Annotated in this window: 23 protein-coding genes and 1 other RNA gene; 12 read left to right on the plus strand and 12 right to left on the minus strand. The window is 50.2% G+C overall.

The genetic code is table 11. The features are described 5' to 3' along the window. Positions 1-31: 31 nt before the first annotated feature. A complete protein-coding gene (gene lpcA / locus PG888_RS02645) occupies positions 32-610 on the minus strand; it encodes a D-sedoheptulose 7-phosphate isomerase (protein ID WP_005334485.1) in 579 nt (192 codons plus the stop codon). 255 nt (positions 611-865) lie between these two features. Between lpcA and fadE the strand changes: the two genes are divergently transcribed. Together fadE and PG888_RS02655 are read left to right on the plus strand one after the other, a co-directional pair. Beyond that, positions 866-3,322 carry an acyl-CoA dehydrogenase FadE gene (gene fadE / locus PG888_RS02650; protein ID WP_182937884.1) on the plus strand — a complete coding sequence of 819 codons (2,457 nt, stop codon included), beginning with the start codon at positions 866-868 and terminating at the stop codon, positions 3,320-3,322. Between the two features lie 179 nt (positions 3,323-3,501). After that, on the plus strand, positions 3,502-4,776 hold the full coding sequence (locus PG888_RS02655; protein WP_182937885.1) for an amidohydrolase: 1,275 nt from the start codon (positions 3,502-3,504) through the stop codon (positions 4,774-4,776). 97 nt (positions 4,777-4,873) lie between these two features. On the opposite strand, the gene PG888_RS02660 is transcribed toward PG888_RS02655, so the two are convergent. After that, a complete protein-coding gene (locus PG888_RS02660) occupies positions 4,874-5,221 on the minus strand; it encodes an RnfH family protein (protein WP_182937886.1) in 348 nt (115 codons plus the stop codon). Then, positions 5,214-5,648 (minus strand): SRPBCC family protein, encoded by a 435-nt coding sequence (locus PG888_RS02665; protein ID WP_042062520.1) that lies wholly within the window; start codon positions 5,646-5,648, stop codon positions 5,214-5,216. Before PG888_RS02665 ends, PG888_RS02660 begins: the two co-directional genes overlap by 8 nt. 169 nt (positions 5,649-5,817) lie before the next feature. On the opposite strand from PG888_RS02665, the gene smpB reads away from it, so the two are divergent. The 3 genes from smpB (at position 5,818) to PG888_RS02680 (ending at position 8,253) form a co-directional block, all read left to right on the plus strand. Further along, positions 5,818-6,306, plus strand: coding sequence for an SsrA-binding protein SmpB (smpB, locus tag PG888_RS02670; protein WP_042062518.1), 489 nt, complete (start codon positions 5,818-5,820; stop codon positions 6,304-6,306). 164 nt (positions 6,307-6,470) lie between these two features. Then, positions 6,471-6,830: a transfer-messenger RNA gene (ssrA, locus tag PG888_RS02675) on the plus strand. Positions 6,831-7,002: 172 nt separating this feature from the next. Further along, positions 7,003-8,253 (plus strand): integrase domain-containing protein, encoded by a 1,251-nt coding sequence (locus PG888_RS02680; protein ID WP_270692786.1) that lies wholly within the window; start codon positions 7,003-7,005, stop codon positions 8,251-8,253. A 705-nt stretch (positions 8,254-8,958) separates the two neighbouring features. Here the strand turns inward: PG888_RS02680 and vapB are convergent. Further along, entirely contained in the window at positions 8,959-9,225 is a 267-nt protein-coding gene (vapB, locus tag PG888_RS02685) for a type II toxin-antitoxin system VapB family antitoxin (protein ID WP_307772348.1), read from the minus strand. A 92-nt stretch (positions 9,226-9,317) separates the two neighbouring features. On the opposite strand from vapB, the gene umuD reads away from it, so the two are divergent. Further along, complete coding sequence (gene umuD, locus PG888_RS02690; protein WP_010676201.1) at positions 9,318-9,740, plus strand: translesion error-prone DNA polymerase V autoproteolytic subunit; 423 nt, start codon at positions 9,318-9,320, stop codon at positions 9,738-9,740. A 3-nt stretch (positions 9,741-9,743) separates the two neighbouring features. Then, positions 9,744-11,015 carry a translesion error-prone DNA polymerase V subunit UmuC gene (umuC, locus tag PG888_RS02695; RefSeq protein ID WP_270694308.1) on the plus strand — a complete coding sequence of 424 codons (1,272 nt, stop codon included), beginning with the start codon at positions 9,744-9,746 and terminating at the stop codon, positions 11,013-11,015. Here umuC and PG888_RS02700 read toward each other — a convergent pair. Next, a complete protein-coding gene (locus PG888_RS02700; protein ID WP_181497492.1) occupies positions 10,998-11,405 on the minus strand; it encodes a hypothetical protein in 408 nt (135 codons plus the stop codon). The two genes, umuC and PG888_RS02700, sit on opposite strands and share 18 nt — an antisense overlap. Positions 11,406-11,630: 225 nt before the next feature. Here PG888_RS02700 and PG888_RS02705 point away from each other — a divergent pair, with 225 nt between their 5' ends. The 4 genes from PG888_RS02705 (at position 11,631) to PG888_RS02720 (ending at position 14,316) form a co-directional block, all read left to right on the plus strand. After that, positions 11,631-12,116 carry a hypothetical protein gene (locus PG888_RS02705; protein WP_270694307.1) on the plus strand — a complete coding sequence of 162 codons (486 nt, stop codon included), beginning with the start codon at positions 11,631-11,633 and terminating at the stop codon, positions 12,114-12,116. Positions 12,117-12,245: 129 nt separating this feature from the next. Further along, positions 12,246-13,031: an SIR2 family NAD-dependent protein deacylase gene (locus PG888_RS02710; RefSeq protein ID WP_010676212.1), complete on the plus strand. Its 786-nt coding sequence runs from the start codon at positions 12,246-12,248 to the stop codon at positions 13,029-13,031. Further along, positions 13,028-13,327 (plus strand): cyclic-phosphate processing receiver domain-containing protein, encoded by a 300-nt coding sequence (locus PG888_RS02715; RefSeq protein WP_069785060.1) that lies wholly within the window; start codon positions 13,028-13,030, stop codon positions 13,325-13,327. Before PG888_RS02710 ends, PG888_RS02715 begins: the two co-directional genes overlap by 4 nt. Before the next feature lie 269 nt (positions 13,328-13,596). Further along, complete coding sequence (locus PG888_RS02720) at positions 13,597-14,316, plus strand: hypothetical protein (RefSeq protein ID WP_236271813.1); 720 nt, start codon at positions 13,597-13,599, stop codon at positions 14,314-14,316. 135 nt (positions 14,317-14,451) lie between these two features. On the opposite strand, the gene PG888_RS02725 is transcribed toward PG888_RS02720, so the two are convergent. The 7 genes from PG888_RS02725 to PG888_RS02755 form a co-directional block, all read right to left on the minus strand. Further along, on the minus strand, positions 14,452-15,162 hold the full coding sequence (locus PG888_RS02725) for a hypothetical protein (protein ID WP_270694306.1): 711 nt from the start codon (positions 15,160-15,162) through the stop codon (positions 14,452-14,454). A 22-nt stretch (positions 15,163-15,184) separates the two neighbouring features. Beyond that, positions 15,185-16,534: a relaxase/mobilization nuclease domain-containing protein gene (locus PG888_RS02730; RefSeq protein WP_270694305.1), complete on the minus strand. Its 1,350-nt coding sequence runs from the start codon at positions 16,532-16,534 to the stop codon at positions 15,185-15,187. Then, positions 16,531-16,947, minus strand: a complete 417-nt coding sequence (locus PG888_RS02735) for a hypothetical protein (RefSeq protein WP_139127941.1) — start codon at positions 16,945-16,947, stop codon at positions 16,531-16,533. The genes PG888_RS02730 and PG888_RS02735 overlap by 4 nt, the downstream gene beginning before the upstream one ends. Positions 16,948-17,380: 433 nt before the next feature. Further along, on the minus strand, positions 17,381-17,680 hold the full coding sequence (locus PG888_RS02740) for a hypothetical protein (RefSeq protein ID WP_270694304.1): 300 nt from the start codon (positions 17,678-17,680) through the stop codon (positions 17,381-17,383). A gap of 141 nt (positions 17,681-17,821) precedes the next feature. After that, positions 17,822-18,229, minus strand: a complete 408-nt coding sequence (locus tag PG888_RS02745; RefSeq protein WP_103859261.1) for an H-NS family histone-like protein — start codon at positions 18,227-18,229, stop codon at positions 17,822-17,824. Positions 18,230-19,252: 1,023 nt separating this feature from the next. Beyond that, positions 19,253-21,163 (minus strand): hypothetical protein, encoded by a 1,911-nt coding sequence (locus PG888_RS02750; RefSeq protein ID WP_236376859.1) that lies wholly within the window; start codon positions 21,161-21,163, stop codon positions 19,253-19,255. Positions 21,164-21,361: 198 nt separating this feature from the next. Continuing rightward, positions 21,362-22,279, minus strand: coding sequence for an IS5 family transposase (locus tag PG888_RS02755; RefSeq protein WP_270694302.1), 918 nt, complete (start codon positions 22,277-22,279; stop codon positions 21,362-21,364). Positions 22,280-22,637: 358 nt separating this feature from the next. Between PG888_RS02755 and PG888_RS02760 the strand changes: the two genes are divergently transcribed. Continuing rightward, positions 22,638-22,913, plus strand: coding sequence for a hypothetical protein (locus tag PG888_RS02760; protein WP_052815731.1), 276 nt, complete (start codon positions 22,638-22,640; stop codon positions 22,911-22,913). The last annotated feature ends 190 nt before the right edge of the window (positions 22,914-23,103 follow it).

The raw sequence follows: 23,103 nt of genomic DNA on the forward strand, positions 1-23,103 counted from the left end.
GTGCTGCCCTTGTCTGGTAGAGGTGGCCTGATTACTTGGCCATCTCTTTTTCGACCAGCTGGATCAGGATGTGGATCACCTTGATGTGCACTTCCTGAATACGGTCGGCATAGCCAAAGTGCGGCACCCGGATCTCGACATCCGCCAGACCCGCCATCTTGCCGCCATCCTTGCCGGTCAGGGCGATCACTTTCATCCCTTTGGCGCGGGCAGCCTCGATGGCTTTCAGGATGTTGCCGGAGTTGCCACTGGTGGAGATACCAAGCAGCACGTCGCCACGGCGGCCGACCGCTTCTACGTAACGGGAGAAGACATAGTCATAGCCAAAGTCGTTGGAGACGCAGGAGAGGTGGCTCGGATCGGAGATGGCGATACCGGCGTAACCCGGGCGGTTCTCGCGATAGCGACCGGTCAGCTCTTCGGCGAAGTGCATGGCGTCACAGTGGGAGCCACCGTTGCCACAAGAGAGCACCTTGCCCTCTTCTTTGAAAGAGTCAGCCAGCAGTTTGGCGGCCGCTTCGATGTTTTTCAGGTTCTGCTCATCAGCCAGGAAGGCCTGCAGCACGCTGGCAGCTTCGGTCAGTTCATTGCGGATCAATTCTTGGTACATGATGTCTCTTCCACTGTTTTTAGTGTGCGTGTAGATCGCGGCTATTCTCGCACAAGCGAATCGCACAGTCGCCCCCCTGCGAGCCACAGCGCTGGCGGCGCGTGAGCGTTATGGGGATCACAGAGAGAAGGTAATGAAGATGTAAACAGCTTGATAACTTTGTGCGTATGAATTACAACAGGGGCCATATCCAACAGGTCAGACCTCTGGATCAGTTACGCCACGTTGGCAACCTAACCACGCAAGGAGCAAGCAATGACGACGACCCTCACTCTGCTCGGGGTGATCCTGGTTATCGGAGCCCTGGCCTATCGCCGGGCATCCCTGTTCATCTCCACCCTGATCACCGGCGCCGCCCTGGTGCTTGGCGCCATCTATGGTCATGTGCCCTTGCTGGTATGGGCGCTGTTCGCGGTGATCGCCATCCCGCTCAATCTGGTGGAATTTCGCCGCAATCAAATAACCAAGCCGCTGTTCAAGATCTACAAATCGATCATGCCGGAGATGTCGCGCACCGAAAAAGAGGCGATTGAAGCGGGCACCACCTGGTGGGAAGCCGATCTGTTCGCGGGCAACCCGGACTGGAAAAAGCTGCACGCCATCCCGGTCAGCACCCTCTCTGCCGAAGAGCAGGCCTTTATGGATGGTCCGGTCGAGGAAGTGTGCCGCATGGTGAGCGACTGGGAAGTGACCCACGAGCGCGCGGATCTCTCCCCCGAGGTATGGCAATACCTGAAGGACAACAAGTTCTTCGCCATGATCATCAAGAAGAAATATGGCGGTCTGGAGTTCTCGGCCTATGCCCAGTCCTGCGTCCTGCAAAAGCTGTGCGGCGCCAGCGCCGTGCTCGCTTCCACCGTCGGCGTACCCAACTCGCTGGGCCCGGGCGAACTGCTGCAGCACTATGGCACCGACGAGCAGAAGGATTACTACCTGCCCCGTCTGGCGGTAGGTAAAGAGATCCCCTGCTTCGCCCTGACCAGCCCGGAGGCGGGTTCTGACGCCGGCTCCATCCCCGACTTCGGTATCGTCTGCAAGGGCGAGTGGGAAGGAAAAGAGGTGCTCGGTATGCGCCTCACCTGGAACAAGCGCTACATCACTCTGGCCCCTATCGCTACTGTCTTGGGTCTCGCCTTCAAACTGCGTGACCCCGAGCACCTGCTGGGTGACGAGGAAGAGCTCGGCATCACCTGCGCCCTGATCCCCACCCACATCAAGGGGGTCGGCATTGGCCGTCGCCACTTCCCGCTCAACGTGCCGTTCCAGAACGGTCCGACCCAGGGCAAGGATGTATTCGTCCCGCTCGATTTCATCATCGGTGGCCCGGCCATGGCCGGTCAGGGCTGGCGTATGCTGGTCGAGTGTCTGTCAGTCGGTCGCGGCATCACATTGCCCTCCAACAGCACAGGTGGCGTCAAGATGCTGGCCCTGGCGAGCGGTGCCTACAGCCGCATCCGTCGCCAGTTCAAGCTGCCCATCGGCAAGATGGAAGGGATTGAAGAGCCGCTGGCCCGCATCGGCGGCAACGCCTATATCATGGGCGCCGCAGCGAACCTGACCGTGACCGGTATCGATCTTGGCGAGAAGCCGTCGGTCATCTCCGCCATCGTCAAATACCACCTCACCGACCGAGCCCAGAAGTGCATCATCGATGCCATGGACATCCACGGCGGCAAGGCGATCTGCATGGGCCCCAACAACTATCTGGCCCGCGGCTATCAGGGTGCCCCCATCGCCGTCACGGTGGAAGGGGCCAACATCCTGACCCGCAGCATGATCATCTACGGTCAAGGCGCTATCCGCTGCCACCCGTATGTACTGCCGGAGATGCTGGCCGCCAGCCATCCTGACAAGGAGCAGGCGCTGAAGGATTTCGACAAAGCGGTGTTCAGCCACGTCGGCTTTGCCATCAGCAACCTGGTACGCAGTTTCTGGCTCGGTATCACCGGCGCCCGCTTTGCCGCGGCGCCGTACAAGGACCAAACCAAGGGCTACTACCAGCAGCTCTCCCGCCTCTCGGCCAACCTGGCATTCCTGTCAGACATGGCGATGGGCACCCTGGGTGGCGAGCTCAAACGCAAGGAGCGGGTATCCGCCCGTCTTGGCGACGTATTGAGCCAGCTCTACCTCGCCTCCAGCGCCCTCAAGCGCTATCAGGACGAGGGACGCCAGCAGGCCGATCTGCCGCTGCTGCACTGGGCACTGCAAGACGCCATGTTCAAGGCACAAGAGGCGATCGACGAGCTGCTGCGCAACTTCCCGAACCGCTGGATTGGCCTTGCCCTGCGCGCCGTGGTGCTGCCGCTCGGTCGTGACCTCAATCGTCCGTGCGACAAGCTGGACCAACAGGTTGCCCGTCTGCTGCAAACCCCGAGCGAAACCCGCAGCCGCCTGGCCAAGGGGCAGTATCTGACCCGCGAAGAGGGCAACCCCTTCGGTCTGCTGGAGCAGGCGCTCGATGACGTGCTGGCTGCCGAGCCGCTGTTCGAGAAAGTCTGCAAGAGCGATGGCATCAAGCGCCCCTTCATGGCACTGGACAAGGTGGCCGACATGGGTCTGGCCGCTGGCGTCCTGACCCAGAGCGAAGCGGAGCTGCTGCGCCGCGCCGAAGTGAGTCGCCTGCGCACCATCAACGTCGATGATTTTGACCCCATCGATCTGGTGGCCAACAAGAAGCTGTTTGAAGCCTCCGCTTACCATCACGCGGCCTGATAACCACATCTCGACAACGCCTCCCTTGTGGAGGCGTTTTTTATGCGCGCTCACCCCCATTCTCGACCCCCACTGCCACTACTTGCACTCAAAGCTCCCCCGACCAGCTGCTGGCCCCGTGTGGTCTGCCGGGAAAAAAGGCACAATAGCCGACAAATCGAATCACCAAGGAAGCCAAGATGACCCTTGAGCACCTGATCCTGTGGCGCCGCGACCTGCACCGCCTGCCGGAAGCCGCCTGGAAAGAGTTTCGCACCACCAGCCTGATTGCCCACCACCTGAGCGAGCTCGGTTATCGCATCGTGCTCGGCGACAAGCTGCTGGCCAGCAATCTGATGATGGGGCGTGATGTGGATGTGGCGACCGAGAAGGCTCGCGCCCGCCGTCAGGGAGCCCATCCCGACTGGCTGGAGCGGATCGGCGATGTCACCGGACTGATGGGAGAGCTGGATACCGGCCGTCCCGGCCCGACCCTGGCCTTTCGCTTCGATATCGACGCGGTGGAGGTAGAAGAGTCCGACGCCGAACAGCACCAGCCGCAGCAGGAGGGCTTTGCCTCCCACAACAAGGGGTGGATGCACGCCTGCGCTCACGATGGCCACACCGCCATCGGCATGGGGCTGGCCAGCCAGTTGATGGCGATGAAGGAGCAGCTGTGCGGTCGCATCAAGCTCTTCTTCCAACCCGCCGAAGAGGGGTGTCGCGGTGGCAAGGCGCTGGCCGCCGGTGGGGCGCTCGATGACGTGGATGCCCTGCTCTCGCTCCATATCGGCATTCACGCCGGTAGTGGCGAGCTGGTGATCAACCCCACCGAGTTTCTCTGCTCCACCAAGTTCGACGTCCACTTTATGGGCACTGCGGCTCACGCCGGGCTCGAGCCCAACGCTGGCAGCAATGCGCTGGCCGCCGCCTGCATGGCCACCACCGCCATGCTCGGCATTCCCCGCCACCGCGACGGCATGACCCGCATCAACGTCGGCCAGCTTCACGGCGGCAGCGGGCGCAACGTCATCCCCGATCATGCCGAGCTGCACGGTGAAACCCGTGGCGCCGACAGCACCCTCAACGACTACATGTTCAGTCAGGTGCAGCGCATCGTCGAAGGCACGGCCCTCGCCCACGGCGTCACCTACCGCATCATCAAACAGGGTGAGGCAATTGCGCTCGACAACAGCCCGGCGCTGCAAGCCGAGCTGGCGGCGCTGGCCCGCAAGCAGGGGCTAGCCACCATCCAGACTCGCCGCTTTGGCGCCAGCGAAGATGCCGGTTTTCTGATGGAGCGGGTGCAAAAGCAGGGGGGCGAAGCAGCTTACCTGATCCTCGGGGCCGATCTGGCGGCGCCGCACCACCATAACGAATTTGATTTCGATGAGCGGGTGATGCAAAGCGGCGTCGAGCTGCTGGCAGCCTGGGCGCGCGCTCGGCTGGGCGTGACAGAGCCAGCTCAGGGCTGACGCGGCCCGACCTTGATATCCCGTTCGACCAGATGACCGGCTCACGGGATCAAAAAAAGGCGCCTCGGCGCCTTTTTCTGCAATAAAAACCTGAGCGCTATTCGCGGAACTTGCGATGCACATCGGGGCGGCCGCCGGTCACGCTGTCGGCTCGCCCCTCCTCTTTGGCCTTCTCGGCGCGCTTCTTGCGCATCTCGCGCGGATCGGCGATGAGCGGGCGGTAGATCTCGATGCGATCGCCGTCGTGCAGCGGCTCGCTCCCTTTCACCGGGCGGCTGTAGATGCCGAACTTGTTGACCGCCAGATCGATCTCGGGGTGCTTTTGCACGATGCCGGACTGCTCGATGGCCGCCTGCACAGAGGTCTCGGGCGCCACCCGCAGCGCAATCACCGTCTGCTGCTGCGGCAAGGCATAAACGACTTCGATATTGAGCTGGTCAGACACCGTATACCACCTTGGCGCGGTTTGAGAAGGCAGAGACCATGGAGCTCACCAGATCGCGGAACACCTGACCAAAGGCCACCTCGATAAGCTTGGAGGTGAATTCGAAATCGAGATCAAACTCCACCTTGCAGGCGTCCACATCGAGCGGGGTAAAGGTCCACCAACCCGCCAGCTTGCGGAACGGGCCATCCACCAGCTCCATCCTGATCTGACGGTTCACATCCAGCTGATTGCGGGTGGTAAAGGTCTTGGCGATGCCCGCCTTGGCCACATCGACCGACGCCATCATGTAGTCATCGCCAGCCTCGTGGACACGGCTGCCGACACAGCCGGGCAAAAACTGCGGATAGGCATCCACATCGTTAACCAACTTGAACATCTGTTCTGCACTGAACATCACCAGGGCACTGCGCGTAATTCGGGGCATGGCTTTTCCTCATCCAATCGGCGCGATTTTATCATCATGTTTCGGGTTGTGGAGGTAAAACCTCAACCAAACCGCTCACAAAGCCACCACTTGACCTGCTGCGCGTTTTACAGCCGCTCACGCCTACGTATAATACGAGCCTCCTAGTCATTGCCGGAAATCGCCCGTCATGAGCAAAAAAAACAGTAAAAACAAAGCCGGGTCCAGCACCATTGCACTCAACAGAACCGCCCGCCACGAATACTTCATCGAAGAGAGAGTGGAAGCCGGTCTGTCCCTGCAAGGGTGGGAAGTCAAATCCCTACGGGCGGGCAAGGCCAACATCAGCGAAGCCTATGTCATCTTCTTGCAAGGAGAAGCCTTCCTGTTTGGCTCCACCTTCCTGCCACTGAACGCGGCATCCAGCCATGTGGTCTGTGATCCGACCCGCACCCGCAAACTGCTGCTGAGCCGTCGCGAGCTCGACAAACTCGAAAGCCTGACCGCCCGTCAGGGTTACACCATAGTGCCGCTGGCCCTCTACTGGAAAGAGTGCTGGGTCAAGGTCGAGATCGGTCTGGTGAAGGGCAAGAAAGAACACGACAAGCGCGAAGATACCAAGGCCCGCGAATGGGATCGGGAAAAAGCCCGCATCATGAAGAACAAGAATCGCGGCTAATCTGCCGCCCACAGGTTCCATACACCAGTTCACCTTCCCCCAGCGCAGCGGCCCCCTGGCTCAGCTGCGCACAATAAATCGGCAAACAGTGTGGTTGCCAGAGGGAATGGGCATCAACGCCTTGCTATCACAACATTTTTGCGTACAATCACTTTTGACAACTTGGGGCTGATTCTGGATTCGACAAGATTCACGAAACCCAAGGTGCATGCCGAGGTGCGGTAGGCCTCGTTAACAAACCGCAAAAAAATAGTCGCAAACGACGAAAACTACGCACTCGCAGCTTAATAACCTGCGCTGAGCCCTTCTACCCTAGCTTGCCTGTGTCCTAGGGAATCGGAAGGTCATCCTTCACAGGATCGTGTGGAAGTCCTGCTCGGGGCGGAAGCATTAAAACCAATCGAGCTAGTCAATTCGTGGCGTGTCTCTCCGCAGCGGGTTGGCGAATGTAAAGAGTGACTAAGCATGTAGTACCAAGGATGTAGTAATTTTGGACGGGGGTTCAAATCCCCCCAGCTCCACCAAATCATGTTCCGGCCGGGAACGAAGAAGTACAGAAACCCGCATTGCCAAAGGCTTTGCGGGTTTTTTGTTGTCCTCAGTAGTCCGAGGAAGTCGCCAGAAACCAGCTCATTTAGTACCATTACTAGTACCACAAGGGCGATGGTACTAAATTCAGTGGTACTAAGAGGCGGCATGGACAAGAAGACGCGTAAGACAGGAACAAACCGGCTTTCTGACACTAAAGTGAAAACAGCCAAAGCAGACATCAAAGAGTTAACCTTGCCTGATGGGGAAGGGTTAGAGCTGAGAGTTAAGCCTAACGGAGGGAAAAGATGGGTTTTCAAGTACCAAAAACCAGCCGATAAAAAGCGCACCAACATGGGATTTGGTACTTATCCAGAAGTCTCCCTTGCCGCTGCTAGAGAGCGGCGGCGAGAAGTCCGCACCCTACTGGCCCAAGGCATTGATCCCAAGCTCCATAAAGAAGAACAGATCGCCACAGCTCAAGCCAAGCGAGAAGCCAGTGCCAACACGTTCGAACGCATGGCGTGCAAATGGCTGGAATTGAAACGCCACAATGTGACAGACGCCTATGCCACCGATTCGTGGCGCTCCCTTGAACTCTATGTGTTGCCCTTCATTGGCTCAATGCCCATAGACCAGATACGTGCGCCTAAAGTTATTGAAATTCTTCGCCCAATTGAAGCAGATGGCAAACATGAGACTGTACGTCGCCTCTGCCAGAGGATTAACGAAATTCTCGACTATAGCGTCAATCATGGCCTTCTCCAGGCTAATCCTTGCTCTGCCATTCGTAAGGTATTCAAGAAACCCACCAAAAAGCACATGCCGACCCTCAAGCCAGCCGAGTTGCCACATCTGATGGCAGACATTGCAAATGGGAGGTTAGACCTCACAACACGCTGCCAAATTGAATGGAGCTTGCATACCTTGGTTCGCCCAGGCGAATCCGCAGGTACTCGCTGGGATGAGATCGATATCGATGCCAAAGTCTGGAACATCCCTGAAGATCGGATGAAGAAGGAACGTCCGCACCGAGTCCCTCTGACACCACAAGCAATATCCCTGCTGGAACGGATGAAACCGATTAGTGGCCACCGCCCCTTCGTGTTCCCTGGCTACCGTGATCCACTCGGCCACATCAACGACCAGAGCGCGAATGCCGCCCTCAAGCGACTGGGCTATGGCGGACGACTGGTGGCCCACGGTTTGCGCTCGCTGGGTAGCACCACTCTAAACGAACAGGGATTCAACCCTGATGCCATCGAGGCAGCACTGTCTCACGCAGACGAGAACGAGATCCGCCGTGCCTATAATCGTGCAGATTACTTTGAGCAACGAGTGATAATGATGATGTGGTGGAGCAACCACATTGAACAGGCTAGGGAAAGTGCGAACAAGTATCCCACGAACAAAAAATGAAAATTTTAGTCATTTAATATCAATGGGTTACCAGTAAATGCTCTCGTGCCATATGACTTATTCGCACCTTCCCTAGTACAGTTTTCGTCAGCCAGTGTTGAGGTTGCTCCTATGCAGGGACACAGCCATGATAGTGCTCGACATGTGCCAGGTAGTCCGTGGATTGCAGCAAGTGGAATACCCCATTTGACAAGCTCCCGGTGGAATACTTGGCCAGATAGATAACTGGATCAGATGCACCACGCCAGTGGTGCAACATTGAAAATTGCTATCGAGCTATCCTGTCTACCTGGGAGAGCCAGCGCCGAAAGATCTATGGACAATCCTCGCTATGCGAGAATGATGTAGCCACATCGTTACCTGTTAGGTGAGAGGGGTGCGCTTTATCTATATATATATAAAAACAATCCCTCTCAGCTGTGCACCTCAGCTCTAGTGCCACCAAAACACAGTCAATGAATGGTCCAATGGAAACCACGGGTAGATAACTGGATCACATGCACCACGACCAGTGGTGCAACCTTGAAAAAATGGCTACTTAGCTATCCTGCCTGGTGGGCGAGTACCGACAGATCTATGAACAATCCTCGCTACGCGAGAATGATAGCCATAGCTATTCACCTTTTCAGGTGAGAGGGATACGCTTTATCTATATATATAAAAACAATCCCTCTCAGCTACGCAACTCAGTTACCCTGCTGGACCTCAGAGTTTCTCTCGCTCCTGGGCGGTTGGCTGCTCACGTTCGGCCATGAAGTCGGCGCTCATACAAGGCTCATCAAACCACCTATCCCAGGACTCACCTACAGGTGTGATTATGCGAGTACGACCAACCACGACGATCTCAACATGCGTGACCTCATCTGGCAGGGCCACTGCCTCGGGCAGGTATACCCCCTGGCCACGACCACACCTAAAAACTGTTGATTCCATCACGCGTCCTATGAACACAGTACCATGTGAACCGAACATAGCTAATGGGCCCGGTATGTCAACTGACACCGGATGCACACGTTATGCAATACGGCTATACTGTATATAAAAACAGTAACCAGTGAGCCACCATGTTCGCCATCCCACATCCAACCCCGGACGCTCTAGAGCTGCCGCTTTTTCTGTCCCCTGTGGTTTGCGGCTTTCCTAGTCCAGCACAGGACTATATTGAGCAAACCATAGATCTGAACCAGATCTGTATTGAGCATCCCGCTGCCACCTTCTATGTCAGGGCCAGTGGCCACAGCATGGTGGAAAAGGGCATCAATGACGGGGATCTTTTGATCGTAGATAGGGCGCTCAAGGCCCGCCACGGCGCTATCGTTCTAGCCTGCCTTGATGGAGAATTCACTGTCAAACAGCTGCAAGAACGCCCGTTCCCTGCCCTGCTACCCGCCAATCCGGATTTCCAGCCAATCCATCTATTGGACGGGCAGGAACTAGAAATTTTTGGCGTCGTAACCTATGTGCTCCACAAGACCAAACTGGGGTAAACCATGCCCAACGCCATTGCCCTCGTCGATGTGAACAACTTCTATGCGTCCTGCGAGCGCCTGTTTAGGCCAGACCTCAAGGGGCGCCCGATCGTGGTGCTATCGAACAACGACGGCTGCGTTGTGGCTCGCTCGGCAGAAGCCAAGGCGCTTGGCATCAAGATGGGTGTTCCCTACTTCCAGATCCGTCAGTTCTTCGAGGCCGTAGGCGGTGTTTGGTTCTCGAGCAACTACGCCCTCTATGGTGATATGTCACAGCGCGTAATGACCACGCTGGAAGGCATGGTGCCAACTGTCGAGGTGTACAGTGTTGATGAGGCGTTTGTTGAACTGAACGAATCATGGGCGGGAGACCTAACAGCATATGGTCGTCAGATCCGTGAACGAATACAGCAATGGACTGGACTCACAGTCGGCGTCGGGATCGGGCCAACCAAAACACTCGCCAAGCTGGCAAACTACGCCGCGAAGAAGTGGCCTGCGACTGGTGGAGTGGTTGATTTGCGTGATGAGGCACGTCGAGCGCGTTTGATGGCTATCACTCCGGTCGGGGAAATATGGGGAATAGGTAGAAAACTGACCACCAGGCTCGAAGCGCACGGGATCAATAGTGTGGCGGACCTAGTCGCTGTCGATGGTAAAAACCTACGGCATCGTTATGGGGTCGTTGTTGAGCGAACCGTGCTAGAGCTACGCGGCTATCCATGCGCCAACCTGGAGCAGGACACACAAGCCAAACAGCAGATCATCTGCTCCCGATCATTCGGTGAACGGATCACACACATGAATTCCATGCATCAAGCGCTCACAGGATATATGGAACGTGCAGCTGAAAAACTCCGGGCAGAGGGAATGTGCTGTCGCCATGTCGCCCTATTCGTTCGTACCAGCCCCTTCAATGACAAAGAGCCCTACTACGGCAACCACGTGAGCACCAAGCTGGCTGTGCCTACCAACGATACCAGGGAGCTGCTGGGAGTGATCCACTCACTGCTCTCTCGTATCTGGCGGGATGGGCACCGCTACCAAAAAGGGGGCGTGATGCTAGCCGACTTCACTCCTATCGGCAGCCAGCAGGGTGATTTGTTCGACCATCATCAACATAAGCCCCGCAGTCAGGACCTAATGCAGATGATCGACCGAATCAACCAGGGACGATTAGGAAAAATTCATTTTGGATCTTGTGGGAGAGACAACAGTGATTGGATTATGAGGCGTGAAAAACTCAGTCCCCGCTATACCACGGCATTAGACGAATTACCCATTGCAAAGTGACAACCCGGATTTGCACTCAGCAAGGCGCTCTTGCGCCATCATCAATTCGCAACCGGTGATTCGGTCAACGCCTTTCACGTCACGCATTGGTGGTTTAATCACATGTCCGTTGAGCATTCCAGTTAGCATCCACTGCCGCAGTTGGCCCAATGAGAGCCCCAATTGCCTGGCAGCATCCACCATTCGCCATGACTGCTTAAATTGCAGATCGTCGGACACAGGGTCAAAGTTTCCAGCCTGCAATTTTAACAAAGCCCGGTGAGCAAGGGTCTCTGCCATTGCACCAAACCGCGCTTCGCTATAGGTGACTTTCTGCCCTAAGTAGCTTGCCTGCCACAGGCCACGAGATGGTTGCACAGTAACGCTGCCGGAACCAAATGGTTTACTCATTACACACTCTATCCTCTATAAAGGCCCAGTATGAGGCGGGGATTGCCTCAAAATACAACCCGAGTCGCTCAGTATATACATTCCAAATCCTGCATAAAACACACGCTAGTGCATGAAAAATTTTGTGCACCCACTGGGCTTCCACTACTCAAACCTTATTTCAAGGCTTCTAAACCTTCCTTACACGAGTGTGCTTTGCGCTAAATAATGTGTGAGTAAGCAACCATGATTTCCACAAGAAAAGTCCTGCAAATCCATCGTTTCGTCAGTCGTGCCATTGATCACCCCCCCTCCATGACCACCCAGGGTATGGTTCAAATCTTGGACTGGACCATCATGCGCGTGCAGCAAAACCAAATCCGGGAGGAGGCCTATCCCTGTATCTTTGCCAGAGGGGCTGAACTGTTTTATCTGATTAGTTCAATCCGACCGTTTAGGCGATACAACCAGTTAACCGCTTTGTGTGTTGTCGACTGGTGTGTCCGACAACATGGCTTTGGCCTCAAAGATCTGCATCTGGATGAACAGCGGGTCATAACGGAGCGCATAAGACGCGATTACCGGGAACTGGTTTTGCAGGCAAGTGACCATTTTGCTCAGGAGTACCGCTACTGGTTTTTCATGCATAGCGAGCCCATCAGTAAACAAAGTGCCAGGTCTGCTAGTGCAATTACATCCATTAGTCGCAGCTTGTTTGATCTCAACTGGTAACTGCCGCTCCCCTCATTCTTACCTCGATGAGGTGAGCAGAAACATAGCAATGAGGTGTGACCCCAACCGCCCTGGTTCAGAAACAAATCAATCGGGTGGACTGGTCGTGCCATAACGAAAGGTGGTCGTATGCAACCAATAGCTTCCCGTGCTCGAAGACATCAGCGCCGTCATAGAGAAAAAAAAGTACAAGCCGCGATAACGGGCCAACACTACCATCCCACAATCCTCTTCTTTACCGGGGCGGGTTTGTCAGCGGAAAGCGGTGTGCCCACGTTTAGAAGTGAAGGTATTTGGCGTAATCATAAGAACTGGCGCTATTCCCACGCTAGTAGCATGAGTACGGATCTGGCTGGCTTCTTGGACTTTCACAACAAACGGCGTCAAACCATGTTAGAAGCCGCCCCCTCACAAGCGCATTATCTGATAGCCCTGCTACAACAGAAATGTACTGTTAGGGTCATAACCCAAAATATTGATGACTTACATGAGAGAGCAGGTAGCCGTGATGTCCTTCATCTGCATGGTTCAATCCAGTTTTTGGTCCCCATCGGTTTCCGTAGCAAAAAATATCGCCAGCCTTGGCATGAAGATGTGAAGGTCGGTGATCGCAGCCCATCCACTGGCTCTCAATTGCGTCCAGATATCGTGCTGTTTGGTGAAAAGATTTATGAATATCAACAAGCTCGTCGCTGGCTCTGCGAGGCTGATACCGTAGTAGTTGTCGGCACCAGTTTGCTTGTTGAGCCTGCGAGCTCTCTGTTACAAAACATCAACCCTGGCGCATGTGTCTACTACATCGATCCCGATCTTGGTTTGTCATCCAGACTACCGTTTCCCGGTGAGTTGATTGTTGATGGGGCCAATCGCGGGATTGCTCACGTATTGGAACTGAACCTGGAAAAAATGGCATGAAGTTATATCTGGATGATGAAAGAAAAACTCCGGTAGGGTGGGTTCGTGTCTTTTGGCCGGAGGAGGCGATTGCATGGCTAAAAACAGAGATGGTGACTGAAATTAGTCTTGATCATGACCTCGGTGATGATGATAGAGGAACCGGATACGACGTGATTCTCTGGATAGAAAATGAGGTAATGACAAATAACTTCATCCCTCCCCAAATTAATATTCATTCAGCAAATGTCTCCGCAAGAATAAAAATGGGACTGGGCATTATGGCCATAAATGGCTTTTTAGGGAATTCAACATGACAAGTCCAGAGCTGTGGCTAAACTCCAGAGATAGTAAATCATGTCACTATGTATAAAGCCCTCTGGAACTTGGGGAAGAATTGATATCTGCAATGAACTTTCAACAGTTAAAAGCCCCCCCTGAAAAATAAAAAGGCTTCTAAAATCGACAAGTACGAGTAATGATATTTTCCTTTTAAAACATAAATGGTAAAAACGCTATCTTGTTGACTTTTATTTAATTCAGAATGACAATCTAACTTCCACTTTGACGATGTAATGGACAATGTATGAGTACGGATATCAATTTCTTGTGTAAAGAGAATCTGTTTGCGTTCATCCAAAACAAATATGATAACTTAAAGAATGATATGGGGTGGGACCTGCTTTTCTGTAGGTATGATAACATGCTATCTCCTCAGTATCCTGTCGCATTCTTTGGTATAAATCCAGGTGGTGGACCATGTGATACCAATGCAATTTCAGTGGAGTCTGAATGTGCATACTACAGTGAACCTTGGAAGGGCTGCGAGGAGGGTGAAGCACCGCTACAACAGCAGATGAGAGCCTTATATACAATGATTGGCGATGAACTGGGTGTATCATACAAACAGCTCATGGATGGCTCTCTGATGACAAACTATATTCCCGCTCGCTCACGAAATTGGCATACATTAAAAGGAAAGGATGAGTGGCTTGAACATGCACGTCAAATATGGGATGAGCGTATAAAACAGGTCCACTGTAAACTCTATATCGCGATTTCGAAAATCGTATTTGATGAACTAGATGGCCATTTAACCAAGCATGGTTTCCAGATGGTTGATAAAATCAATGAACAGATTGGCTGGGGGAGAGTCAGATACCAAATTCAGCGTTACGAAAGGGGGGATCAAGTTTCCTTGCTTGTACGCCTCCCTCATTTGTCAACATACAAAATATTTAGTCGTGCAGCATGTCAACCTGCAATAGATAGAATTAAGTCCGAGATTTATAAAGCTATAAAATGACTGTCAATCATAATCAATCGAGGACGACTTGAAATATGACACCGGTTTGAGGCCGGTGTCAGGTTATCACTATATCTGTACAGTCATATCTATCGTTATTTCATTACCGCTGGTAAAAGCCTGGATCAGCCTCTATCAACACGTTTTGCTGGTAACTCGATTTTTCAGAGTCTTATTTATCTGCGACAATATTGTTGCTCTGTGATTAAGTGGAAGCATTTTTTCAAAAATGCTTTGTTTATAACCAGAAGCCGCTGTAATCAAGTAAAAACAATCTTTTTCCCCCAAGAAAAGAGAAAACCATTCATTCTTTGTGAAAGGATTTATTTTATGAATTTTAATTAGCGCATTAAAAATATCCTTAAACACGTCAGACAAACGACCTTTCTTTCTCAACTCAATAATATTTTCATATAACGAGTTGTTAGACTCAACAGATTGTATGGGTGACGACAGTGGGATTTGATTGATGATTACACCAATAAATTCACCAACCCTGCAATCTGGAATATACCCATAATGATCTCGATACTTATCATCGTCGCTCTTATTACGTTTGATAACAGGACACCCGCCAATTAGTCCTTTTTTCTGATTATCCATGTAAGCATACTGGACCAGTCGTTGCTGCTCCTGGACCCAAAGCTTTGCATTTTTTGCGTCAGCCTCGGTTAACTCTTTTATAAGGGAAAAATCAGAATTCACATCAACTGTACCTAGGTGAACATTTACAGCCCTATACCTACGAACACATTTACCTGAACTGAGCTCCAGCTCTTCCAGTACACTCACGGTTTTGCTAAATGATACTGTTCTAAGATTTGCATTCAACCTCATGTTAGCCATGCCACACCTCTCATTATTATTGTTATTTTATGTTTTTTTCTTTAGTTTGTTCATGTGATATGGGATCCCCATACCAATCAGCAATCCATTCATTGTTCGTCAAAATTTCATTCTTAAGCTTGTCTCTGTCTAAGAAAAACATGTTTGGCTTATCAATAGTATCTTTCCCTGAGTTAATATCTGGGACATATCCATCAGGAATCAATGCGTTTGATCCTGCATGAACTCCCTCCAGCCCTTTCCTAAAAATTGTAGCCAAAACGTCTTTCAACAGTGATCGTGCATTTGATATAAAACTATCTGATGGTTCTTCGATTGATAGCAAAACAAAATCCAATCTTAGAAGCCGGAAAAAGAATGACGATGTACAATATGTTTTTTTATCCACAAATGACGGCACCACTTTTTTCATCTTGGCATATTGATTTTTAGTACAACGAATCAATGCAGTAAATAGTATAACCTTAAGCTCGCTTAATTGATTTGATTCACCTAATTGAAAATTTAAATCATCTCGCCGTGGTGAATATTCAATGCCCTGCTCGAGCAGCTTAAACCAAGTAGCACGCAATCTCTTAACCTTAGACCCTGATATCCATTTCTTACCGTCTATACTATAACAAATACCTTTTGGTTCGTGATTATCTGCTCTCCTCACCCTGACCATTACATTATGCTCACGCAACCCAGTGACAAATTCAGTCATATTGTTTGGCTGGTTTTTAAAAACCACGTCCATTGCATCCCTAATTATACAGGCGGGATCATGCATAGCATGAAAGCTCCCTCTACCACGGCCATTTTTAATATTTACTATGCTATACTCATGACCGAAATTATTTTCAGGGCTTTTACAGATCGACAATCCCAATTTAATTTCTATTTTCCGAGCAGCGTCAACTCCACGAGCGTAGTCATTACTATCATCAACCAAAGTTCTGTCAAGTTTGACTCTACACGCCACAACATGTACATGTAGAGACCTTGTATCGCGGTGTATAACAGATGTCCATCGAGTATCGCTACCATATCCCAGTTCAATCATTAGCAACCTAGCTGCAACTAAACATTGAAATGGCGTTAATGATTCATTGGGGCTTAATGACAGTGAATAATGTGCACATAGTTGGTTTCCTGTGCCTGCATACAATGATGCCTGCATATTCAACTCCGTGAGTAGTGGCCCGATGTCATAATCAGAGATTTCACCTATTTGATTACGTTCAACGTTTGGTATATTAATTACACCACCACCGAGATGAATAACTTGTGATGGCCTTGACTTTCGCTTCTTACCAATTTGTATCGAACGATAAATATAAGACAGTCTGTACTGGAAATTCTGGCTATTCCGATGCTTTTCAAAGTTCATTTCAAAATCCCTCCAATGAGGGCTTTTTCAAAGCTAGCTAGCCTAGAATTGATAGATGATAAATAAAACATCAAACGCGAGTCTTCACTACTGTCAGTAATATAGCTAGAGATATCATTGCCAGCTTCAATCTGTTGAATGAATAAAATTACTTCATTTAAAGTCAAGGATACTTTGTATAGATCCTCTAGCAATCTCACACGATCATCATATGAAAAATCTGGTGAGATATTACTATCTGGTTCCCTGAGAGCCAAAAAACGAATCAGGCTAGACTTTTTGGGAATACCATAGGTTTTACTATGCTTAGTTAAAACTCGTTGCTCAGCGGCATTAAATGAGATTCGGAGTATTAAACTGCGTTTTTCGTCAGCTGATTTTTGGGGCCTACCTGAGCGTGGTTTTATGTTCATTATGCGCACCTTTATAATAATTATTAGTAGTGTTATGCGTTTTATTTTTCCAACCAACCTATTTAATAGACATTAAAACATAGCTGGTTTAGAGTTTTTTCAAAAAATATACAATAAATTTATACGAAGTCACATTCAGATATGAGCTAAATTATTCGGTGATATTTAATGCTCACTCTAATTATAGTATTGCAAACACTAAATATAATATCAACAACTTTTTGAGCTAAATTATTAATTTAACGACTAATGTTATCAATGGCATTGGCGAAAGTTAATATTTAAAATATGAAATTAACTAGACTTACATGGTGAATTTAATTTTCTTCCGTGAAATTAAAACTATGACATAGGCTGATTAAAGTTATATAAAAAGGCATGCTCTCATCCTATGACAGACATACCTTTTCTAGATCTAGCCGAACCAATGATGTCATATAAGCTCAAGACTGTGAGATAAAACCCTCCCAAATGATTGATCATCAATATAACCCGCATGATCATTTTTACGCATATTTTTTATCTGACTCAGCACAGTAAAAAAGCACTCCTCACGTAGATGCACCTCATATGCCGCACCATCATTTTTCGAACCATAACCCCATTTTGCAGTCAGGGCTCCAAACTGAGGATTATACAAATTTGGGTTCATATGTGGGGTTGTGCTTTTATGGCATACGTCACACTGAATATCAGCTATAACCTCAACCTCTTTTGTGGTCATTATTTTCATCGAACACTCGCGATACATGTAGAGTAATGGACGAATAGCATTAACAAAAATGTCTCATGCCACCCTAAACAAAATTTATTATAGTAGAATGAATAAAAAAAGCAGCCTTACGGCTGCTTTCAATACCACTATAATTGTGGATTAGATCAGATAATCCTCTAAGGACTTTCCGCTAGCAACGCCCTCAGCGATGGCTTTCGGCATACGGCCCTGACCAGTCCAGGTTTTTTCCTGGCCATCTTCGTGATACTTGTACTTTGCGGGGCGCGGCGCTCGCTTGGACTTTTCCATTCCGTCAGCTTTCGACGGAGCAGCACTACCAACCAGTTCGCTGGGGTCAATCCCTGCGTTTTTCAGCATCTCGCTGAACTCCGCCAGCTTACGCAGACGTTCGGCGTTTTCTTCCTGATATCGGAGCTCAGCAGCCTCACGCTCTGTAAACACCTCATCAAATTTTGCCTTAATCTCGACCAACTGTTCGAATGGTAGTTCACGCAGAGCAGCCCGGAGACTACGAATATTCAGCAGTGTTTTGATAAAATCGTTCATGGATATCACGCCTAAAAAGTTATTTGTTTATCGCCTAGCATTATCTCCTAGCTGTAGTTTGGTGCCAATATTTTTCGATAAATTATTTGAGTTGCACAGGGAGGGTATGTTTGTTCGTTCAATGTGTACTGTATGCAATCCTCTCACCGGAGATCGACCTTCAACGGGTTCCATTAGTTACTGCTAGACTAGTTTATTCATGCTGGCAGGGACCTGGTGATGACGACAATCATTCTGCTAATCGTAGCCCTCAGTACTCATGGGAGGTCCCATGAGATGCCATATGAGGTTTGTGATGCATTTATTGATGATGCAGTTCGGTATTCACAAATGGATAAAATACATCTTAAAACATTGCGCTCACAAGTTATGGCTGCGAAAGATCTAACGTTTTTTGAACGGTTGTTTTCGACGACATCAGACAAATTGCTCCGTGCCTATTCTACCCATAGCATCGAACAGGCTCGTGAGATGGCTTTTCGCGATATACGGCAGTGGGAGCTGTTGTTACTGGATATCGGTATTAAAATGCATGGACGACCCGCTAGCGAGTTGTGGAGCACGTATTATCTGACTTGCCGAGAGACACTGCTGTAATACTACCACGATCTAATCATCCCTCGTATGATGCTGTTGTGGCACGACAATCGAGATCCTCTAGGTCTCGAACAGTGCATTTGCGGTGAAATGAAATCAAACTCAGCAGACCAACATCAGTCATTGTCAGCTGACAACGGTCTGTATCAGCAGCTCATCTCGAACCCGTTCCCCGGTAATGTTAGAAATGGGATGAGGTGAGTGCGATAAGGAGCAAGGCGTTTACGTTGGCCAGAATGGCTGTGCCACTTCGCCGGAATACGCACCGAAAGAGATGTTGAACCACAAGGTAGCCCCAAGCAATGACTCTCACTTGAGGCCAACCGTAGTGACACTATGATTTTCCACGGTATTACCGGGAAGTCCTATATAGTTAGGCTCTCGGCAAGATTGAGCTCAATTAGAGCACACACTTAGTCCGTTTCATTATTTAAGCTGCTCGATGTATTGCTGAACGCAATCGACAACAACCTTCATTTTACTCCGGTATTCGGAATGAATAAACTTCATGCTTATTACCTCTCCTGTGTTAATTGTTACATCAACATAGTTTGCAGAGGAGAGCTCTATCTTTTTAATTTCTTGGAAGCAAACCTCAGTATCGCTTCCTGCATGTCCATATGAGATAAGACCATTATCTAGCACAGCAAAACCTGAGCTACCACTCTTGAACAAAGTGGTATCAAAAAGCATCTGACAGTTATAGTAACCGGTTTTGTCACCCATCTTTTCTCCTTGTTTTGTGCCGATGAGGTCCATACCATGGACAATCTTCTTACCTTCACTAAGATATTCAACATAGGGGTAGAATATGTCATCAAAGTCGATGATTTTTTTGGGCTGATTATAGTTTTTTTCTTCTACAGCCTTGCTGTCGCTAACTAATAAGGGCTGCTCATTATTCAAAGTGGGCAATTCGGAGGGTTCGAAAGAAATTGGATCTTGGATAAAAGCACGTTGCTGTATCAGCTGTAATACTTTAACCCGCATTATTTCATAGACGTAGTTTATAGCCGCTCGTTCACTTTGTTTCTGACGTTTATAGAGGTCTTTGATCACAATATTCTGATCTAACTCAGTGAATTTTTTAAAAACAAGAGCTGCCTCATTATCAGTTAGACCATGCTCATCACAGATTTCTGTAAAAGCATCATGAATGTAGTGCCTAAGCGCAAGGGAATCATCATCGACAATTCCGTCGATAGCACCAGAAACGAGGAAGCGCATAATGCCGCTACCTAGGCTAGAGCCAACAACCCCGCCAAGTACGCCACCTATTACCGTCCCAACTACTGGAATAACGCTTCCTAATGATGCTCCAGTAGAGGCACCAGACATAAAACCAGCCGTCCCACCCACAGCCTCGCCCGCTGAAGTGATTATTTTTTTGCTGAATTGACCACCAGATATACGGTCATTGAACAGGTCTGAGAAATGCTTTCTAGATGACCAACCCACGCCGACCGCAATACCAAGAGCAGTCCCTCGGAGGTACTTACTGGCAGCATTTTTGGCGGCCGCACCGCTCAGGCTACTGCCACTGACTGAATTAATTAGTTTGGCTGACAGTTCAGAACCAAGTTGCTTGGTGATCGCATTTGCACCAGCTTTAAATAATTTATCAGCTCCAGCCTTTTGTAACTGGGACACAAGCAGTGAATTCACATAGGTATCTGCGCCGACGCTTAAACTGACGTCAATGGCTGAACTTAATGCCGCCTTGTAATCTTTGCCATCCCATATTTCTTTGGCAAACGCCATGGTGGCCGATATACCCATCGTTGAACTGGAAGTAATAATTCCATTCACCGAGTCGAAGGCAAGACTTTCCAATGTGCCGAATTTCACGACCTTCTTGGCCTGTTCATAGCTGAAGTGGCCTTTTTTAATCAAACTATCCGCATCATAGCCAGGAGGAATCCCCTCAATCTCACCATTCAAAATTCGCTCATTAAGCAGTAATTTGGCTTTATCGTATTGATCACTTGGTACTTCAATCGACATTGGCTTCCCATCAGGATTTCTGTACCGCCAACGTTTATTTTCGATAGCAGCACTTACCGTTGCGCTGGGAGTTTGGTAGTATTTAGTTTGATAATAGGTGCCATTAACCAACCGATCTGGCCCATCCTTCATGTTATCATCACCGACAATCTGAGCATCCCTCATCAATAAATGGTCAGCCAAGTCATTTATTTTTTCTGCTGCAAACCCATGCCCCTGTGAACCTTGTAACTTTATATTTTCACTGTATAGAAGAGATGTTTCGCTTCGAATTAATGCGCCATGACCATCTACGCATTCCTTTTCGGCTTCGGTATCTTTCACATTGTTCATTTAACAACCCCATAGAGACCCTAGTGAATACGTCATGCTATACCAAGTATCTAGGCAACTCACAATAGGATTTGGTAATTAATAACAGCCACATACCTCATTTGCAGTAGAGTAAATTTGACCCATAGTCAGATAGAGCTTCGGCGTTGTTGATCAAATCCGTCGCTGGATGGCCGTTCCCCAACCCGTTGATACCACTCAATTCACTGGCTGGCGAACAGGCATACCAAGCCCTATCAGCTTGTTCATCACCTTCACGCCAGCCAGGATTTCGCCCACCTGGGCGTTGTAGTTCCGCAGGCTCAGCGTTGGCCCGATGAGTTGCTTGAACCGGTACATGGCGGTCTCGGCTATCGAGCGCTGGTGATAGCCGGAGTCTTTCTTCCATTGCTTCAGTTCACCGGCCTTGAGCGCCGTCACCGCCTCGTTGCGGGGATGGCCTTCCTCCCACGGTGCCGCATTTTTTCTCGGCGGTATGGTGGCTTTCGCCCCCTTCTTCTTCAGTAGCGCATGACAGGCCTTGGTGTCATACGCACCATCGGCGCTAACCTGTTTTATCTTGCGTCGTAAGGGGTTGAGCAACGTCGGTAACACCTCGTTATCCGCCACCGTCTCCAGGCTGACTTCGGCAGCGATGACCGCATGGGTTGTGGCATCCACCGCCAAGTGGAGCTTGCGCCACACTCGTCGCTTCTCCTTGCCGTGTTTGCGAATTTTCCATTCGCCTTCGCCATAGACCTTGTGGCCGGTGGCATCAATGACCAAGTGAGCCACCGGGCCTTGGCTGGGGACGCGGTACTTGATCTCGACGGTCTTGGTGCGCTTGCTGATACAGCTATAGTCCGGCGACTGCAAAGGCACCGCCATCAGTTGGAACAACGAGTTAATGAAGCCTTCTAGCGCCCGCAGCGGCAACTTGAACAAGCCTTTTAGCATCAGGGCCGTCTCAATGGCGGTGTCACTGTAGTGGAAACCTCTCCCTCGGCGGCCATGGTGGACCAGGCAATGCCACTGCTTAATGGCTTGTTCGTCCATCCAGATGGTCAACGAACCGCGTTGCACCAAGGCTTGGTTGTACTGCTGCCAGTTGCTGATCTTGTGCTTGGACTTGCCCATCTGATGCTCTCGGAGACTGCGCTACAGGATCAGATCACCGAGATGACAGATAGTTCCCCGATTTGAGCAACAAGGCCATAGAGCTCGCAAAACAGGAGCGCTGTAGCCATACAATCCCAGACCCACACCATCAAGCAGCGAAATATCGGTTTTATGCATAGCCCACAACTACTGGTACAGCTGCTGGCGGCATAGCCGCAGCAAACACAAAAAAGCGCCATTGGAGCCCCTGCATAGACACCTCAGCCCACACAGGTGATACTGATCATATTCATATTGCTCGGAACTTAGCCACTTACGTTCAGCGCAAAATGACTTTGTCAGGACCCAGTCCATCGAATGTTCTTTTGAGGTAGCCATGGCACGCACGCTTGACGAAATATTGACCACAGAAATGCCCGACGTTGTCACTCAGGCCAGGGAAAAAGCAGAGCAAATGCGACTGGAGATTCATCTCACCCAACTGCGTGAAATGCTGACCCAGGCTGGCACCGAACCCATGATTTGCGATCAAACACCATCAGTACAGGACGTTACACTGATGGATCTTAAACGCTGGGTCGAGGCTGCTGGGGGAAAACTACAGCTCAATGTTGAAATGCCAAACGGATCTCAGATCTCGTTTGCCGTTTAACTAAATATGGATCTCAGAACACCGTAGCAATTGTCGGCTGACAACGGAATGATCAACTCATCAGGGCCCGCTGGCATTGGCATTATAGGTATCGTGAAATGGAAATCTGGCTTCAGCGAACTCGATTGTCAGCTGACAACGGGGTGATCAGCTCATCAGAACCATCAGGCATTGGCGTTATCGGTAGTGT

It is taken from the genome of Aeromonas sp. QDB23 (assembly GCF_027707745.1).
Lineage (GTDB): Bacteria > Pseudomonadota > Gammaproteobacteria > Enterobacterales > Aeromonadaceae > Aeromonas > Aeromonas allosaccharophila.